The sequence below is a fragment of the Streptomyces chilikensis genome (genome assembly GCF_001642695.1).
GTDB lineage: Bacteria > Actinomycetota > Actinomycetes > Streptomycetales > Streptomycetaceae > Streptomyces > Streptomyces chilikensis.
In genome coordinates this window covers 4,120,291-4,136,100 of the sequence record NZ_LWCC02000005.1, presented here as the reverse complement: position 1 = coordinate 4,136,100, position 15,810 = coordinate 4,120,291, and the positions used below count along the sequence as shown (strand labels likewise).

The 15,810-nt window shown below is 70.6% G+C and carries 13 protein-coding genes, 1 riboswitch and 1 other annotated feature (1 of these 15 only partly in view); of the genes, 2 read left to right on the top strand and 11 right to left on the bottom strand.

All coding sequences use genetic code 11. The annotated features are described in order from the left end of the window. The coding region (locus A2U95_RS18510; protein ID WP_206282905.1) for a DUF5999 family protein at positions 1-281 on the top strand (281 nt) is incomplete at its 5' end. Between the two features lie 200 nt (positions 282-481). Here A2U95_RS18510 and gcvP read toward each other — a convergent pair. Next, on the bottom strand, positions 482-3,367 hold the full coding sequence (gene gcvP, locus A2U95_RS18505) for an aminomethyl-transferring glycine dehydrogenase (RefSeq protein ID WP_166023942.1): 2,886 nt from the start codon (positions 3,365-3,367) through the stop codon (positions 482-484). Between the two features lie 184 nt (positions 3,368-3,551). Then, a riboswitch (glycine riboswitch) is annotated at positions 3,552-3,648 on the bottom strand. Positions 3,649-3,774: 126 nt separating this feature from the next. On the opposite strand from gcvP, the gene A2U95_RS18500 reads away from it, so the two are divergent. After that, the gene (locus A2U95_RS18500) at positions 3,775-4,143 is read left to right on the top strand and encodes a PRC-barrel domain-containing protein (RefSeq protein WP_166023940.1); all 369 of its coding nucleotides are present in this window, start codon (positions 3,775-3,777) and stop codon (positions 4,141-4,143) included. 234 nt (positions 4,144-4,377) lie between these two features. Here the strand turns inward: A2U95_RS18500 and A2U95_RS18495 are convergent, their stop codons facing one another. From A2U95_RS18495 to clsA, 10 genes are all read right to left on the bottom strand, one after another. Then, positions 4,378-5,793 carry a DNA polymerase IV gene (locus A2U95_RS18495; protein ID WP_166023938.1) on the bottom strand — a complete coding sequence of 472 codons (1,416 nt, stop codon included), beginning with the start codon at positions 5,791-5,793 and terminating at the stop codon, positions 4,378-4,380. A 49-nt stretch (positions 5,794-5,842) separates the two neighbouring features. Next, entirely contained in the window at positions 5,843-6,487 is a 645-nt protein-coding gene (locus A2U95_RS18490; protein WP_166023936.1) for a MerR family transcriptional regulator, read from the bottom strand. Between the two features lie 250 nt (positions 6,488-6,737). After that, positions 6,738-7,211 (bottom strand): bifunctional nuclease family protein, encoded by a 474-nt coding sequence (locus A2U95_RS18485; RefSeq protein WP_108956883.1) that lies wholly within the window; start codon positions 7,209-7,211, stop codon positions 6,738-6,740. A 67-nt stretch (positions 7,212-7,278) separates the two neighbouring features. Beyond that, positions 7,279-8,079: a transcriptional regulator FtsR gene (ftsR, locus tag A2U95_RS18480; RefSeq protein ID WP_166023934.1), complete on the bottom strand. Its 801-nt coding sequence runs from the start codon at positions 8,077-8,079 to the stop codon at positions 7,279-7,281. 39 nt (positions 8,080-8,118) lie between these two features. Beyond that, positions 8,119-9,003, bottom strand: coding sequence for an FHA domain-containing protein (locus A2U95_RS18475; RefSeq protein WP_206282989.1), 885 nt, complete (start codon positions 9,001-9,003; stop codon positions 8,119-8,121). Between the two features lie 82 nt (positions 9,004-9,085). Next, a complete protein-coding gene (locus tag A2U95_RS18470; protein ID WP_166023930.1) occupies positions 9,086-9,961 on the bottom strand; it encodes a DUF881 domain-containing protein in 876 nt (291 codons plus the stop codon). Positions 9,962-9,965: 4 nt separating this feature from the next. Then, positions 9,966-10,298 carry a small basic family protein gene (locus A2U95_RS18465; RefSeq protein WP_166023928.1) on the bottom strand — a complete coding sequence of 111 codons (333 nt, stop codon included), beginning with the start codon at positions 10,296-10,298 and terminating at the stop codon, positions 9,966-9,968. Beyond that, entirely contained in the window at positions 10,295-11,236 is a 942-nt protein-coding gene (locus A2U95_RS18460) for a DUF881 domain-containing protein (RefSeq protein ID WP_166023926.1), read from the bottom strand. Before A2U95_RS18460 ends, A2U95_RS18465 begins: the two co-directional genes overlap by 4 nt. A gap of 95 nt (positions 11,237-11,331) precedes the next feature. Then, positions 11,332-13,827: a mannose-1-phosphate guanyltransferase gene (locus tag A2U95_RS18455; protein ID WP_166023924.1), complete on the bottom strand. Its 2,496-nt coding sequence runs from the start codon at positions 13,825-13,827 to the stop codon at positions 11,332-11,334. Positions 13,828-13,940: 113 nt separating this feature from the next. After that, complete coding sequence (clsA, locus tag A2U95_RS18450) at positions 13,941-14,555, bottom strand: cardiolipin synthase ClsA (protein WP_166023922.1); 615 nt, start codon at positions 14,553-14,555, stop codon at positions 13,941-13,943. Between the two features lie 227 nt (positions 14,556-14,782). Further along, positions 14,783-15,810: a sequence feature (most likely nonfunctional fraction of RNA operon), on the bottom strand (it continues 3,156 nt past the right edge of the window).

The window sequence follows — 15,810 nt, the reverse complement described above, 5'->3', positions numbered from 1 at the left end:
CGTGCCCGCACGACGTCACCACGGGGGGAGCGGCCGTGCACAGCCGCGACACGAGAGCCGAAGCGTCCATCACAGAACGAGAGAACCCGCCCATGTGCCAGCACCAGCCGCCGTGCCCGACAGCCGACTCCCCCGACAGGGAATCCGCCCGCCTCGTGGCGCACCACCCCGAGCAGGGCTGGAGCCTCCTGTGCAACGGGGTCGTGCTCTTCGAGGACACCGGGGAGATCCTCCCCGACGGCCGCGTCATCGCCCCGCACCGGTTCGCCACCGCGGTCTGAGGGAACGCCCGCCGCCCGGCGGACCACCGGCCGGGAGCGCAGCCCGGGAGCACGGGCCCGGGAAACCGGTCCCGGGAGGACCCCGCCTCGCCCCGGGGCCCGCCGCGGCACGAGCGGCACCGAAGGGGCCGGCCGCAGCGCCGGAACGCCGTCACCGGCCCCCGCCCGCCGCGCGCGGCGGGCGGGGGCCGTTCGACCGGTCAGTCGTCGTACGCGTCCAGCGGCGGGCAGGAGCAGACCAGGTTCCGGTCGCCGAAGGCCTGGTCGATCCGCCGCACCGGCGGCCAGTACTTGTCGGGCATCGACACCCCGCCCGGGAACACGGCCGTCTCCCGCGGGTAGGCGTGCGTCCACCCGCCGGCCAGCGTGCCGGCGGTGTGCGGCGCGTTGCGCAGCGGATTGTCGTCGGCCGGCCACTCGCCCGACCCGACCTTCTCGATCTCCGCGCGGATGGCGATCATCGCCTCGACGAACCGGTCCAGCTCCGCCAGGTCCTCGGACTCGGTCGGCTCGATCATCAGGGTGCCGGCGACCGGGAACGACATGGTCGGGGCGTGGAACCCGTAGTCGATGAGCCGCTTGGCCACGTCGTCGACGGTCACGCCGGTGGACCTGGTCAGCGGACGCAGGTCGATGATGCACTCGTGCGCCACCAGCCCGCCGGGGCCCGTGTAGAGCACCGGGTAGTGCGGCTCCAGCCGCTTGGCGACGTAGTTGGCCGCCAGCACCGCCACCTGGGTGGCGCGCTTGAGGCCCTCGCCGCCCATCAGCCGGACGTACGCCCAGGAGATCGGCAGGATGCCCGCCGATCCGAACGGCGCCGCGGAGACCGGGCCGACGCCCGTCTCCGGACCGGCGGCCGGCTGCAGCGGGTGGTTGGGCAGGTAGGGCGCCAGGTGCGAGCGCACGGCCACCGGGCCGACGCCCGGACCGCCGCCGCCGTGCGGGATGCAGAAGGTCTTGTGCAGGTTGAGGTGCGAGACGTCGCCGCCGAAGTGGCCCGGCTTGGCCAGCCCCACCAGCGCGTTCAGGTTGGCGCCGTCGACGTAGACCTGGCCGCCGGCCTCGTGGACCTGGGCGCAGATGTCGGCGACGTGCTCCTCGAAGACGCCGTGCGTCGACGGGTAGGTGATCATCAGCACCGACAGCTCGTCGCGGTGCTTCTCGATCTTCGCCCGCAGGTCCTCGACGTCGATCTCACCGTTCTCGGCGGTCTTCACGACGACGACCTTCATGCCGGCCATGACCGCGCTGGCCGCGTTGGTGCCGTGCGCGGAGGACGGGATCAGGCAGACGGTGCGGTCCGTGTCGCCGTTGGCCCGGTGGTAGCCGCGGACCGCGAGGAGACCGGCCAGCTCGCCCTGGGAGCCGGCGTTCGGCTGCAGCGAGACCTTGTCGTAGCCGGTGACCTCGGCGAGGCGGTCCTCCAGCTCGCGGATGAGCGACAGGTAGCCCTCGGCCTGCTCGGCCGGCGCGAAGGGGTGCAGCGCGCCGAACTCGGGCCAGGTGACCGGCTCCATCTCGGTGGTCGCGTTGAGCTTCATGGTGCAGGAGCCCAGCGGGATCATGCCGCGGTCCAGCGCGTAGTCGCGGTCGGCCAGCCGGCGCAGGTAGCGCAGCATCGCCGTCTCCGAGCGGTGCTGGTGGAACACCGGGTGGGTCAGGTAGGCGTCGGTGCGCAGCAGGCCCTCGTGCAGGCCGTCGGCGGCCGTGCCGTCCAGCGCTTCGACGTCGCCCTCGACGCCGAAGGCGGCCCAGACCTTCTCCAGCTGGGCGCGGCCGGTGGTCTCGTCGCAGGCGGCCGAGACGTGGTCGGCGTCGACCATGCGGAGGTTGACGCCCCGCTCGCGGGCGGCGGCCACGACCTCGGCGGCGCGGCCCTCGACCCGCGCGGTCACGGTGTCGAACCAGGCGCCGTTCACGATCTCCACGCCGCCGGCCCTCAGGCCCGCGGCGAGGATGTCGGCGTACCGGTGGGTGCGCTCGGCGATGCCCTTGAGTCCGTCGGGGCCGTGGTAGACGGCGTACATGCCGGCCATCACGGCGAGCAGGACCTGCGCGGTGCAGATGTTGCTGGTGGCCTTCTCACGGCGGATGTGCTGCTCACGGGTCTGCAGCGCCAGGCGGTAGGCCTTGTTGCCGTCGGCGTCCTGCGAGACGCCGACCAGGCGGCCGGGCAGGTTGCGGGCGAACTGCTCGCGCACCGCCATGTATCCGGCGTGCGGGCCGCCGAAGCCCATCGGGACGCCGAACCGCTGGGTGGTGCCGACCGCGATGTCCGCGCCGAGCTCGCCGGGCGAGGTCAGCAGGGTGAGCGCCAGCAGGTCGGCGGCGACGGTGACGACCGCGCCCAGCTCGTGCGCCTGGTCGATCACCGGCTTGAGGTCCCGCACCGCGCCGGAGGCGCCCGGGTACTGGAGCAGCACGCCGTTGACGTCACGTCCGGCGATCTCGGCGGGGATGCCCCGCGAGAGGTCGGCGACGACGACCTCGACGCCGGTGGGCTCGGCGCGGGTCTCGATGACGGCGATGGTCTGCGGCAGCGCGTCCGCGTCGACCAGGAACAGCCCGTTCTTCTTCTTGCCGACGCGGCGGGACAGCGCCATCGCCTCGGCGGCGGCGGTGCCCTCGTCGAGCAGCGAGGCGCCGGAGGTGGGCAGGCCGGTCAGGTCGGCGACCATGGTCTGGAAGTTCAGCAGCGCCTCGAGCCGCCCCTGGGAGATCTCCGGCTGGTAGGGCGTGTACGCCGTGTACCAGGCCGGGTTCTCCATGACGTTGCGGAGGATCACCGGAGGCGTGAAGGTGCCGTGGTAGCCGAGGCCGATCATCGGGTCGAGGACCTGGTTGCGGTCGGCCAGCTCGCGCAGCTCGGCGAGCACCTCGGCCTCGGTGCGCGCGCCCGGGAGGTCCAGGGCGTCGGCGTTCTTGATCACGTCGGGAACCGCGGCGGCGGTGAGCTCCTCGAGCGAGCCGTAGCCGACCTGGGCGAGCATCTTCGCCCGGGCGCCCTCGTCGGGGCCGATGTGACGCTGCTCGAAGGGGATGCCCTGCTCCAGTGCGGAGAGCGGGGTGCGAGGGGCTGTCATGGGCGGAGGCCTCCTGGTCTTACGCGACCTTCAGGGGCACCACGGCTGTGGGGTGCCCGACGGCCTCCCCCTCTGTCATCTCGACCTGAGAGCTTCACCGGCCGCCCGAGGACGCCCGGCTTTCACCGTCGGTGAGAGCGGCGGACGCCCGGATCACCGGCGCCGCTCTTCTTTCCAGAGTGACCTCGTCCACGCGGTACCGGGTGCCTGAGAGATTCCGGGGAGGAGTTGCTCCTTCGGCGCCTCCGAAGGTTCTCGGAGGACTCTCCCGCGCGGGGTCAGCAGCCACTGACCAGCCTACCAGCGAGGCTTCCGGGAGGGCCCTCGAGTGGCCGCCGCCCGGAAAGTGCACTTTGGTGGTGCCGACTGCTGTGCTGCGACCAGTGCCGCGACCAGAAGGAGGGAACGTGCGGACAGACATCGATCCCCGGTACCTGATCGGCCGCAAGGCGTTCGACTGCGACGGCAACCGCATAGGCACCGTCGACGAGGTCTACCTCGACGACGCCACCGGCTCCCCCGAATGGGCGGCCGTACGGACCGGACTTTTCGGCCGCGACGTGTTCGTCCCGCTGGAGACCAGCGAACTGGTCGACGGCGCCCTTCGCGTCCCCTACGGCCGTGCCCACATCAAGGACGCCCCCGGTTTCGGCGTCGGCCGTCACCTCTCCCCCGAGCAGGAACTGTCCCTCTACCGCCACTACGGTTTCGACGTCGAACCACCCACCCGCACCACCCGCGACTTCGGCCCCCTCCCGGACCCGGAGGAGGCCTGACCTGCCCGCCCGCAGGACGAACCGGGACCTCGCCCGCTCGGGCACACCGAAGACCCGAGGGACGGGGGTCCCTCCCGGGCGGGGCCCCGGGGCGGGCCGGCGCGGACGGCGCCGTACGCCGGGTGGCTCCACCGCTCCTGTCGGCGGCTCGGCCGCCGCGGGGGGCACGACGGCACCGTCCGCCCGCGGCCCCGCCCCGGTGCCGCGGACCGGCCGGTGCACCGCCCCCGCGCGTCACACCACCGGCTGCCGGGGCCCGTTCCCCCGCGGTGCGGGACCACCCGGCGGGGCCGTGGCGGACACCGGCGTGACCAGCGGCAACGGTTCCGCCGGCTCGAGTTCGGGGTCCTCGACGGCGAACGTCCGCACCCGCCCCGGCGCGGAGTCCGGCGTCTCGAACCGCACCGTGACCCGCCCGACCCCGCTCCCCTGCACCCACCCGTGCCCGAACACCGCGTGCCGCACGTCGTGCCCTGCCGTCCATTTCCGCACCGGCCGTTCCACCGACGGCTCCCGCCCCGGCAGCGACCGGTCGGCGACGTCCCCTTCCTCGCCCGGCTCCGCCTCCTCCCCCGCGTACGCCGCCTGCGCGAACAGGTCCTCCTGGGTGAAGGCGGCCAGCCCGGAGACGCCGACCCCGAGCAGCCGCACGCCGCCCGTCGTGTCGACCCCCTCCAGCAGCCGTGCCGCCGCCTCCCGGACCACCGCCGGGTCGTCCGTCGGGCCGCGCAGCGTCTCCGACCGGGTCAGCGTCGAGAAGTCGTACCGGCGCACCTTCAGCTGGATGGTCCGGCCCGCGTGCCCGCCCGCCCGCAGCCTCCGCACGCACCGGTCGGCCAGCCGCCGCACCTCCAGCCGGATCCGCACCCGGTCGTGGATGTCGACGTCGTAGGTGTCCTCCACCGACACCGACTTGGTCTCCCGCTCGGCCACCACCGGCCGCTCGTCACGGGCCAGCGCCATCGCGTGGAGGGCCTGCCCGTGGGCCTTGCCCACCAGCCGGACCAGCTCGCCCTCGCCCGCCTCGGCCAGCTCCCCCACGGTGGTGATCCCGGCGCGGCGCAGGTGGTCGCCGGTGGCGGGCCCCACGCCCGGCAGGGTCCGCACCGGCATCGGGGCCAACAGCTCCCGCTCGGTCCCCGGGTCGATCAGCACCAGGCCGTCCGGCTTGGCCTCCTCGGAGGCGATCTTCGCCAGCATCTTCGACGCCGCCAGGCCGACCGACCCGCTGAGTCCGGTGACGGCGCGGATGTCCGCGCGCAGCCGCTCACCGGCGCGCCGCGCCGAGACCGGGTCCCGGGCCACCCCGCCGGCCTCCAGGTCGACGAAGGCCTCGTCCAGGCTGAGCGGTTCGACCAGGGGCGACAGGGAGCGCAGCAGCGCCATCACCTGGTCGCTGACGGAGCGGTAGAGGGAGAAGCGCGGCGCCAGGTAGGCGGCGTTGGGCGCCAGCCGACGGGCCTGTCCCATGGGCATCGCGGACCGCACCCCGAAGACGCGCGCCTCGTAGGAGGCGGTGGCCACGACACCGCGCGGGCCGAGCCCTCCGACCACCACCGCCTTGCCGCGCAGGCTCGGCTTGGACGCCTGCTCCACCGCGGCGAAGAAGGCGTCCATGTCGAGATGGAGGATCGTCGGCGCGGATCTCACACCACCGATGGTGCCGTACCCCACCGACAGTCCGGCCTCCGGCCCGGTCTCAGACCGCCCGGTTGCCCCGCCTGCGGGCCAGCTCGTCCGCCGGGTTGTGCCCGATCAGGGTCTCGCCGGTGTCCACGCGCTCGCCGTGCAGCTGCGAGAGCGCCTTCTCCACGTCACGCCACACCACGCCGACGGCGATGCCGAAGACGCCCTGGCCCCCTTGGAGCAGCGCGTGCACCTCGTCCGGCGAGGAGCACTCGTAGACCGTCGCCCCGTCGCACATCAGGGTCATCCCCTCCAGGTCGCGGAACCCCCGCTCGCGCAGGTGCTGGACCGTGGTGCGGATGTTCTGCAGCGAGACCCCGGTGTCGAGGAACCGCTTGACGATCTTCAGGACGACGACGTCCCGGAAGCTGTAGAGCCGCTGGGTCCCCGATCCGTGGGCGGGCCGCACGCTCGGCTCCACCAGCCCCGTGCGCGCCCAGTAGTCCAACTGGCGGTAGGTGATCCCGGCCGCCGCGCAGGCCGTGGGCCCGCGGTAGCCGACCTGTTCGGACGTCGTGTGTGCCCCGCCCTGGCCCCCCGCGCCGCCGGCCGAGCGCTGCGGCGCGTAACCGGCCGCGTTGCCGTGGGGCCGATACGGGCCGCTGTCACCCGGGACGCGCCCCGGTGCGCCGGCCGTATCGTCGCCGCTGATTCTCACGCCGACCTCCGTCCTAGACCTGCCTTCCAGACGGTAGGCAGTCGCCAGGGGTGCGTCAACGATCGCCACACTCGGCACGCCGAGTGATAATCACCTTGCGAGTGGTTTTCCGTGCCCCGTCGCGGGGAAAGGCTAGCCGAATGCGCCCGGCACGGACGGCAGGACGCAGGCAGGGGACACCGGCAATTGCCGACGCGCCGGCCGCGGGCGGCCGGCGCGTCACGGGACTGTCCCGGAACCTATGGACGGGTCACTGGTTGCTGCTGCCGAAGTCCTCGGGAGAGATCTGGTCGAGGAACTCGCGGAACTTCTCCACCTCGTCCTCCTGCTCGTCCGGAATCGCGATCCCCGCGTCGTCGAGCACACCGTCGCTGCCGTAGATCGGCGTGCCGGTGCGCAGGGCGAGGGCTATGGCGTCGGACGGACGGGCACTGACCTCCACTCCGCTGGCGAAGACCAGCTCGGCGAAGAAGACGCCCTCACGCAGGTCGGTGATCCGCACCTCGCTGAGCTCCTGGCCCACCGCCTCCAGCACGTCCTTGAACAGGTCGTGCGTCAGCGGTCGTGCGGGCACCATGCCCTGCTGGGCGAAAGCGATGGCCGTCGCCTCCCCCGGACCGATCCAGATGGGAAGGTAGCGGTCGCCTCCCACTTCGCGCAGGAGCACGATCGGCTGGTTGGAGGGCATTTCGACCCGGACACCTACGACATCGAGCTCGTTCACACAGCAACCCTAGGCCGTGCGCGCACGGTTTGGGTAGTCGGGCAGGGCATGGGTGGATTCCGGGAGGTCAGGACAGGCGCACGCCGAGGGCGGTCTGCAGCAGCGCCGAGTGGAGGCGGGTGGCCAGACCGGCGAGTTCCCGCGCCCTGGCCCGCGCGTCCTCCCTGGTGTCGGGGTTGGGGTGCCGCTTCAGCGGGGCGACGACCTGGTCCACCAGGCCGGCGTCGCGGTCCGCCGCGGTCTTCATGGACCGCAGGTGGCGCGGCTCGATCCCGAACCGCGCCATCTCCCCGAGCAGGGTGGCCACCGTGACCGCCGCCGCGTCGTAGCCGCCCCCGGGCAGCGGCTGGATCAGCCCGTAGGCCTCCCACGCCTCCAGCTCCGCCTCGCCGCCGCCGGCCACCGCGAGGAGTTCGTCGCGTCCGACACGGACCGCCGTCGCAGCGTCCTGGTCGGACTCGGGCAACGGGTCCTGCGGCGGCTCGCGCCGGTCCGGGCCGGCCGGGCCGGGGTACTCCTCGTCGGTCCCGTCCGTCGGCCCCGGCCCGCCGCCCACCGCGTGGTGGGCGCCGCGGGCGCCCACCGGGGCGTCCAGCCGCTCGCGGATGGCCTTCAGCGGCAGACAGCCGTCCCGCTGCATCCGCAGCACCCGGGCCAGCCGCTCGACGTCCCCGGCACTGAACTTCCGGTATCCGGAGGGCGTGCGCCGCGGTACGACCAGTCCCTCCCACTCCAGGAACCGGATCTTGGAGATGGTGACTTCGGGAAACTCGTCGCGCAGCAGGCTCAGCACCGTGCCGATGCTCATCAGCCGGCTGTCCGCGGTGGCGGCGCCGCTTCCGGCGCCGCCACTCGGTGGTTCAAGCATGGACCTTCCCTGGGGTTGCCCCCGGACGAGTCCGGAGGGTCAGACGCCCCGCTGGCTCGCGTAGAAGACCAGGCGGTACTTGCCGATCTGGACCTCGTCACCGTTGGCCAGAGCAACCTGCTCGATGCGCTCCCGGTTCACGTACGTGCCGTTGAGGCTGCCCACGTCCGCCACCGTGAAGATGCCGCTCGCGTCGCGGCGGAACTCCACGTGGCTGCGGGAGACCGTCACGTCGTCCAGGAAGATGTCGCTCTGCGGATGACGACCCGCCGTCGTCAGCTCGGCGTCCAGCAGGAAACGGCTGCCGGAGTTGGGGCCGCGCCGGACCACCAGGAGAGCCGAACCGGCAGGCAGCGCCTCGACCGCGGCCTGGGCCTCGGGCGACAGGGCCGGGATCTGCGTCTGACCGGTGGCTTCCGGGTCGTACGACTCGATGCCGGAGATGGAGATCGTCGAGGTCGTCTCCGAAGGCCGCTCCGGGACACCGGCCCGGAGCGGCGCCCCGCAGTGCGAGCAGAAGCGGCTGTTCTCCGCATTGCGGTTGCCGCACCGCGTGCACACCAGGGCCGACATCGACGGATCCTTCTGCTGCGGCTGCCCCGCCGCTGAGGTCGACGGGTCCCCGAAACCTATGCGGCCCGCCTGGGCAGGGTCAACGGCCGACGCGCCGTGACCACCGGAATTGCCGCCCTCCGGACCAGCGACCTGGTCCCGGTAGAGCGGACGGTTCTCGGCGTCGGAACCATCGCGATGGCGGGCCGTCTCGCTGCCGCTCTCTCGCGCACTCTTGCCGAACAACTTCGCAAACAACTTCACGGGCGATTCCCCTTGACCGAAACAGACCCGCCCGTGGGGCAGGACGAACCCTGACTGCACCGACCGGCCGACCCGGACATTCTCACAACGTCCGTATCCGCCATACAGTTTCCACCACACACCACTTCTTCGGCGCGCCGACCCCCCGCAATCCGACACTCCGTCGGACGGGCACGGTCGCGGCACCGGTTCACCGGGCCGACGACCGAGCGTAGTCAGGCCGCTTCGCGGCCCGCAAGGCGTCCACGACGATCTTCGTACGACGCTCCACGACCACGGTGGCCTGCTCCTTCTCCAGAGTCTGCACCACCCCTCCTGGAATGTTCAGCGCGGGCTCCAGATCCTGCGGTTTCCCGATGACCTTGAAACGATACGGAGCGGCGATCTTGTTCCCGTCCACCGACACTCCGGCGTCTCCGTCGGTCCGCTCCGTCAGATAGGTTCCGGCGACCACGCGGACCCCGTTGAGCTGTATGGCCTCCGCGCCGGCGGCCCGCAGTTCCTGGACGGCGTCCAGCAACTGGTCGGCGCCCACCGCGTCCTGCGGATCCTCGACGGTCACGGTGATCCCCGGGCCCTCGGCCGCCACCGTGCCGGCCAGCACGCCGAGCTGCCGCTCCTTGGCGAGCGTCTGACGCCGGGCCTCCTCGGCCTGGTCCGAGCTGTTCTCCAGCTCCGACCGCTGCCCCTCCAGGTTCTGCTGCTCCTCCTCGAGGCGGGCCGTGCGGTCGTCGAGCTCGTCGAGGATGCGGACCAGGTCCTCCTGCCGGGCGCCCCGCAGCGCGGTGTCGCCCTCGCTGTGCGAGGCGACCTGCACGGCCAGCCCGAACCCGAGCCCGAACAGCAGCAGGGCCACGATCAGCTGGGCGCGGCTCACCCTGGGCGGCCAGAGGCTCTGCAGCAGCCTCTGACGGCCCGTCAGCACCGGCGGAGCCTTCTCCTCCGGCTCGCCCCGCGGAGCGGCCGAGGGTGGCCTCTCCTCGGGCAGCTCCTTGCGCAGCCTGTTGTCCGGCGCCCCCGCGCCGCCCTGGTGTCCCGGCTGCCCCTTGTGCCTCTCCTGGTTCATCGCCTCACGCCCTGAAGACGTGCCGGCGGATGGCAGCGGCGTTGGAGAAGATGCGGATGCCCAGGACGACGACCACGCCGGTGGACAGCTGCGCGCCCACGCCGAGCTCGTCGCCGAGGAAGACGATCAGCGCGGCGACGACGACGTTGGACAGGAACGACACCACGAAGACCTTGTCGTCGAAGATGCCGTCCAGCATGGCCCGCAGTCCGCCGAACACGGCGTCGAGCGCCGCCACCACGGCGATCGGGAGGTACGGCTCGACTGCGGCCGGGACCTCGGGCCGGACCAGCAGGCCCACCACGACTCCCACGACGAGGCCCAGTACGGCGATCACGATGTGCCCTTCCCGCTGTCCGGCTGTTCAGCCCCAGCTGGTTCCGATGTCTGTGCCGGCTCGGCCGTGCGCAGGGTCACGCTCGGGGCGGCGGGCAGCCGCAGGTCCTGCTCGACCGAGATGGCCGTGCGGATCCCGTAGTTCTCCTGCAGTGCGTAAAGGTAGAGGCCGTCCGCGCTGTCCTGGAACCGGGTGCTGAGCGGTTTCCCGTCCCCCACCGCGAGCACCGTATAGGGCGGTGCCAGCGGCTTGTTGTCGACCAGTATCGCGTCACCCGCCGCCCGGATGGCGGACAGGGCGGTCAGCCGCCGGCCGTTGACGGAGACGGCCTCGGCGCCCGACTCCCACAGGCCGTTGACGACCCGCTGGAGGTCCCGGTCGCGCACCCGGCCGGTGTCGGAGAACCCGCTCGACCCGCGCGGCTCGCCGTCGGCCCCCGTTCCCGAGCCCTCGGCGTCGTCGACGACCAGCTTGACGCCCGGCCCGTGCACGGCGACGGCGCCGGACAGGATCTGCAGGTTCTCCAGGTCCTCGCCACCGCCCCCGTGCTCCCGCAGCGCCTCACGCTGGCGCTCGGCCACCTCGGCCCGCAGCCGGTCGACGCTGCCCTCCAGCTCGTCGGCCCGCTCGGTCTGCTGTTCGATCCTGTCGATCAGTTCCTCACGCTCCCGGGCAACCACCGGAGCGTCCTCCCGGGCCTGCGCCGCGCCCAGGGTGACCACCAGGGCGGCCAGGACCAGCCCGCCGGCCAGGCCCAGCTTCGCCTTGAGCGTCCGGGGTAGTCCGCCGTCCTCACCGCGCTTGCGGGCGGCCGCCTCGACGTAGCCGTCGTCGAGGCTGTGGTCCATGACGTTGGTGAGCAGCGACATGGAGGCGTCCGGGCGCGGAGGGCGGTCGGGAGTGCTCCGAACGGGGGGCTGCTGCGGCATGCCGCACATCGTCGCATGCCGCGCCCGTGTACCACGAATGGCCCCACCGGCGTGCCGGAAGGACCCCGCGACGGGGCCCTTCCGGCAGTCCGGCAGGGCTCGGATCAGTTGCCGGCGCCCTCGACCACGGTGCTCCACTCGTCGAGCAGGGCCTGCGCCGAGGCGTCGTCGGGGCCTTCCGCCCACAGGTGGGTGACCGCTTCGGCCGGGTCGGGCAGCACCAGCACCCAGCGTCCGTCGGCCTCCACGACCCGCACTCCGTCGGTGGTGTCGACGAACCGGTCCCCGGCCGCCTCGACCACCCTGCGCATCACGAGTCCCTTCACGGCCCAGGGAGTGGCCAGGTCACGCTTGAGCACGTGGGCGCGCGGAATCCGCGCGTCGATCTGGCTCAGGGTGAGCTGGGTGCGGGCCACCAGGCCGATGAGGCGCACGAAGGCGGCCGTGCCGTCGAAGACGCCGCTGAACTCGGGGACGATGAAGCCGCCCCGGCCGTCGCCGCCGAAGATGGTCGACTCCTCGCGCCCCACCCGGGTGAGGTCGTCGGGTGAGGTGGTGGTCCACTCGACCTGCGTGCCGTGGTAGGCCGCGACCTGCTCGGCGATGCGGGTCGTGTTCACCGGAAGCGCCACCCGGCCGCTGCGGCGCTCGGCCGCGACCAGGTCCAGCATCACCAGCAGCGCACGGTCGTCCTCGACGATCCGGCCCTGTTCGTCGACGAGCGACAGCCGCTCGCCGACCGGGTCGAAGCGCACGCCGAAGGCCGCGCCGGAGGAAGCGACGATCTCGCCGAGCCGCTTCAGCCCGGCACGCCGCATCTCCAGGGTTTCCGTCGGCCGCGCCTCGTCGAGACCCGGGTTGATGGTCAGCGAATCGACCCCGAGCTTGCCGAGCAGGCTGGGCAGCACGAGCCCCGCGCTGCCGTTCGACGCGTCCACCACGACCTTCAGACCGGCGTCCGCGATGCCGCTGGTGTCCACGTTCCGCAGCAGCGACCCGGTGTAGGAGTCGAAGGTGCTGGAGGGGAAGTGCAGGTCACCGATCTCGCCGGGGAAGGCGCGCCGGTACTCCTGCCGCGCGAAGACCCGGTCCAGCTTCCGCTGTCCGGCCTGCGACAGGTCGGCGCCCTGGCTGTCGAAGAACATGATGTCGACCGAGTCCGGCACACCGGGCGTGGTCCGGATCATGATGCCGCCCGCGCTGCCCCGCGCGGTCTGCTGCCGGGCCACCGGCAGCGGCACGTTCTCCAGGTCGCGCACGTCGATGGCGCTGGCCTGCAGCGCCGAGATGACGGCCCTCTTCAGTGCCCGCGCACCTCGCGAGTGGTCGCGCGCGGTGGTGACGGTGGCGCCCTTCTTCAGCGTCGTGGCATACGCGCCGGCCAGCCGCACGGCGAGCTCCGGGGTGATCTCCACGTTGAGGATGCCGGAGACGCCTCGCGCGCCGAAGAGGTGGGCCTGGCCTCTGGACTCCCAGATCACCGAGGTGTTGACGAAGGCGCCGGCCTCGATCGTCTTGAACGGGTAGACCCGCACGTTGCCCTGCACGATCGATTCTTCACCGATCAGGCACTCGTCACCGATGACGGCCCCGTCCTCGATCCGGGCGGCCCGCATGATGTCGGTGTTCTTTCCGACCACACAGCCCCGGAGGTTGCTGTGCGGTCCGACGTACACGTTGTCGTGGACGACGGCCTTGTGCAGGAAGGCGCCGCTCTTGACGACCACGTTGGAGCCGATCACGGTGTGCTCGCGCAGCTCCGCGCCGGCCTCCACCTTGGCGTAGTCACCGATGTAGGCGGGCCCGCGGAGCACGGCGTCCGGGTGCACCTCGGCACCCTCGGCGACCCACACGCCCGGCGAGATCTCGAAGCCGTCGATGTCGACGTCGACCTTGCCCTCGAGGACGTCGGCCTGGGCCTTCACATAGCTCTCGTGGGTGCCCACGTCCTCCCAGTAGCCCTCGGCGACATAGCCGTAGATCGGCTTGCCTTCCTTCATCAGCTGCGGGAAGACGTCGCCCGACCAGTCCACCGGGACGTCGGGCTGGACGTACTTGAAGACCTCGGGCTCCATCACGTAGATGCCCGTGTTGACGGTGTCGGAGAAGACCTGGCCCCAGGTCGGCTTCTCCAGGAAGCGCTCGACCTTGCCCTCGTCGTCGACGATCGTGATGCCGAACTCCAGCGGGTTGGGCACACGCGTCAGGCAGACGGTGACGAGGGCGCCCTTCTCCTTGTGGAAGTTGATGAGATCGGTCAGATCGAAGTCGGTGAGGGCGTCACCGGAGATCACCAGGAAGGCATCGTCCTTCAGTGCCTCTTCGGCGTTCTTGACGCTTCCCGCGGTGCCGAGCGGCTTCTCCTCGTTGGCATAGGTGAGCTCCATACCGAGCTCTTCGCCGTCACCGAAGTAGTTCTTGACCAGTGAGGCCAGGAACTGGACGGTGACCACGGTTTCATTGAGCCCATGCCTTTTCAGCAGCCTCAGTACGTGCTCCATGATGGGCCGGTTGGCCACCGGCAGGAGCGGTTTGGGCATGCTCGAGGTCATGGGGCGAAGGCGTGTGCCCTCGCCTCCGGCCATCACGACGGCCTTCATGTCGGAAGCGTCCTCCTCTGACAGACGACGGTGGGACCGACATCCTCCGCACGAATTGTCCCGTGAGTTCCGGACACGAGCCATCCGGCCCCGAGGGGCCACTCATCGGCGAGTCAGTCGGTAGTGGCCATGGTGTCCGCGCGAACAAGGCGTCGGACCTGAACCACGTAGAGGACTCCTGCCCACCAATAGAGGGTTGTACCCCACCCCGCGAACGCCCAACCGAAAATCGCCGCCAATGAGGCCGGCCACCCGCTGCCGTCACTCAGCAGAAGTAGCGGGAAGGCGTACATCAGGTTGAACGTCGCCGCCTTGCCGAGGAAGTTCACCTGCGGCGGCGGGTAACCGTGCCGGCGGAGGATTCCCACCATCACCAGAAGGACGGCCTCTCGCGCCAGCAGCACGAGCGTCAGCCAGAGCGGCAGGATCTCCCGCCATGTCAGACCCAGCAGGGTGGAGAGGATGTAGAGCCGGTCCGCCGCCGGGTCGAGCAGCCGGCCGAGGCTGCTGATCTGGTTCCAGCGTCGTGCGAGCTTCCCGTCCAGGTAGTCGGTGACACCACTCAGCGCCAGCACGAGCAGTGCCCAGCCGTCGCTCTTCGGGCCGCCGAACTCGGGCCGCAGAATGAGCCACAGGAACAGGGGCACGCCGAGGAGCCGCGCCATGCTGAGGATATTGGGGATGGTGAGTACCCGATCCGTCTGGACGCGGGTCTCCTGGACCTCCACCCGGGGGCCTCCTGTGGGATACGTGTCAATGATGCGATCGAACCTTACCGCCAGGTCCGGCGTCCGGACGCGGAGGGGTCCGGACGTCCCACCGACGAATGGAGGAGGAACTCTCGAACTCCCCATAATGCAGAAGACCCCCGCACCAACCGGTGCGGGGGTCTTCCCTCTTCAAGAATTGTTCGGCGGCGTCCTACTCTCCCACAACACAGTGGACGCGAGCAACTGAGGACAAGCCCTCGGCCTATTAGTACCAGTCACCTCCACCCGTTGCCGGGCTTCCAGATCTGGCCTATCAACCCAGTCGTCTACTGGGAGCCTTACCCCATCAAGTGGGTGGGAGTCCTCATCTCGAAGCAGGCTTCCCGCTTAGATGCTTTCAGCGGTTATCCCTCCCGAACGTAGCCAACCAGCCATGCCCTTGGCAGGACAACTGGCACACCAGAGGTTCGTCCGTCCCGGTCCTCTCGTACTAGGGACAGCCCTTCTCAAGACTCCTACGCGCACAGCGGATAGGGACCGAACTGTCTCACGACGTTCTAAACCCAGCTCGCGTACCGCTTTAATGGGCGAACAGCCCAACCCTTGGGACCGACTCCAGCCCCAGGATGCGACGAGCCGACATCGAGGTGCCAAACCATCCCGTCGATATGGACTCTTGGGGAAGATCAGCCTGTTATCCCCGGGGTACCTTTTATCCGTTGAGCGACGGCGCTTCCACAAGCCACCGCCGGATCACTAGTCCCGACTTTCGTCCCTGCTCGACCCGTCGGTCTCACAGTCAAGCTCCCTTGTGCACTTACACTCAACACCTGATTGCCAACCAGGCTGAGGGAACCTTTGGGCGCCTCCGTTACCCTTTAGGAGGCAACCGCCCCAGTTAAACTACCCATCAGACACTGTCCCTGATCCGGATCACGGACCCAGGTTAGACATCCAGCACGACCAGACTGGTATTTCAACGACGACTCCACCCACACTGGCGTGCGGGCTTCACAGTCTCCCAGCTATCCTACACAAGCCGAACCGAACACCAATATCAAACTGTAGTAAAGGTCCCGGGGTCTTTCCGTCCTGCTGCGCGAAACGAGCATCTTTACTCGTAGTGCAATTTCACCGGGCCTATGGTTGAGACAGTCGAGAAGTCGTTACGCCATTCGTGCAGGTCGGAACTTACCCGACAAGGAATTTCGCTACCTTAGGATGGTTATAGTTACCACCGCCGTTTACTGGCGCTTAAGTTCTCAGCTTCGCC